Source organism: Variovorax sp. 20P10.2.4 (genome assembly GCF_058244205.1).
Genome location: NZ_JBZAYE010000993.1, coordinates 1 through 1,858, shown reverse-complemented (window position 1 = coordinate 1,858; position 1,858 = coordinate 1). Strand labels below are relative to the sequence as shown.

General features: G+C 71.0%; 1 protein-coding gene. It reads right to left on the bottom strand.

Features of this window, described 5'->3' with window-relative positions; genetic code table 11:
- Positions 1-169: 169 nt before the first annotated feature.
- The coding region (locus AC27VN_RS40325; RefSeq protein ID WP_490880340.1) for an ATP-binding protein at positions 170-1,858 on the bottom strand (1,689 nt) is incomplete at its 5' end.

The following is a 1,858-nucleotide window of genomic DNA, read 5'->3' as shown; positions in this document are numbered from 1 at the left end:
AAGGCCCGGTTGCGCAGCTGGCGCAGGCCGTCCTCGGGCGGCGAAGCCTCGCGCAGCGTGTGCACCAGCACGCGCCGCTCGTCGTCGCTCAGGCGGTGGTCGGCCATGGCGGCATCGAGCTGCGCGAGCAGCACCGGCAGCGCGTCGTGCCGCTCGGAAGGCGAGGTGCTCATTGGTCCTTCTCCGGCTTGGCCGCGGGCCGCTTCGCCGCGGCCTTCGCGCCCTGCATCTCGGCCGCGAGGCGCTCCATGTCGTGGCGGATGGTGCGGTCGAGCTCGAGCCGGCGCTCGGTGGCCGTGACCAGCGGCAGGATCAGCTCGCGGTAGGTCACGGCGATCTGCAGCATGGCCTCGGCCAGGCGCTGGCTCTCGCTCGGCGTCTCCGGCTGCGGCTCGGCCGGCGCCTCGGGCGGCGGCGGCTTGAGCGCATCGACCGCGCGCGCCACGTCGAGCAGGCCGCTGGTGATGCGCTGGCTGGCGTCGGCATCGTCGCCGCCGAGCTTGCGGCGGCGCACGAACTCCTCGCAGATCGCGCTCCAGCGCGCGGCCTCCTCGGCCGTGGGGCTGCCGAGCAGCTGCGCGAGCCGCAGCAGGTTCTCCTCGGCGCCGGTGGTCAGCGTCTGGGCCTCGCCGCGGTAGTGGTCGCGCAGCAGCGCATCGAGCTCGTCGTCGCGCATCAGCGCCGTGACCTTGCCCGCGAGCTTGGTCATGTTGCGGTAGCTGCCCTGCAGCTTGAACGGCGGCGCGGCGCGGTAGTGCTCCTGCTGCGCGGCCGACTCGATGTACGCGAGGTTGACCTTGAGCAGCAGGTCGCGCACGCGGAACAGGCGCTGCAGCAGGCCCTTGATCTCCTCGAGCTCGACCGCGCTGTAGGGATGCGACAGCGCGCTGCTCGGCACCTCCTGGCCCTGCGCCATCTGCACCAGCAGCTGCACGTCCTTCGGATCGCGCGAGGCCAGCGGCATCAGGGTGGCGTTGGCCGTGAGGCTGTTCTCGATGTAGGACAGCGCGAACGCGGCCTCGCGCCCCGAGAGCACGTCGCCGAGGTTGTAGATGTCGGCCCGGTTGGCGAGCATGTCGGGGATCTTGAACACGTCGCCCGACTCGGTGTAGGGGTTGCCCGCCATCACGATCGCGAAGCGCTTGCCGCGCATGTCGTAGCTGCGCGGCTCGCCGTTCCACACGCCCTCGATGCGGCGCGTGCCGTCGGCCAGCGCGATGAACTTCTGCAGGAACTCGGGGCTGGTGTGCTGGATGTCGTCGAGGTACAGCATCACGTTGCTGCCCATCGCCAGGCCCAGGTTGAGCTTCTCGAGCTCCTGGCGCGCCGCGCTGTTGGGCGCGCTGGCCGGATCGACGGCCGTGACGCCATGGCCCAGCGCCGGGCAGTTGATGCGCACGAAGATCAGCCCGAGCCGGTCGGCCACGTACTCCATCAGCGTGGTCTTGCCGTAGCCCGGCGGCGAGATCAGCAGCAGCAGGCCCATGCGATCGGTGCGATTGCCTTCGCCCGCCGCGCCGATCTGCTTGGCGAGGTTGTCGCCCACGATCGGCAGGTAGAGCTCGTCGATCAGGCGGTTGCGAACGAAGGTCGACAGCGGCTTGGCCTGGAACTGGCCGAGCTTGAGCCGCGTCTTCTCGTGCGCGAGCAGTTCGTGGCGCAGCGCGTGCAGAGCCTGGAAGTCGGGCACCGCGTGCGCGGCATGGAACTGGAAGCGGCGCCAGAAGTCGTTGAGGTTGAGCGTGACGCGGCCCTCGGCCACGCGCGGATGCTCGCCGCGCAGGCCCTCGACCGTGCGGTCGAGCGCCGCGTTGACACGCACCCGCTGCACCGGGATGGCGAGCACGCTGGCCGCGTC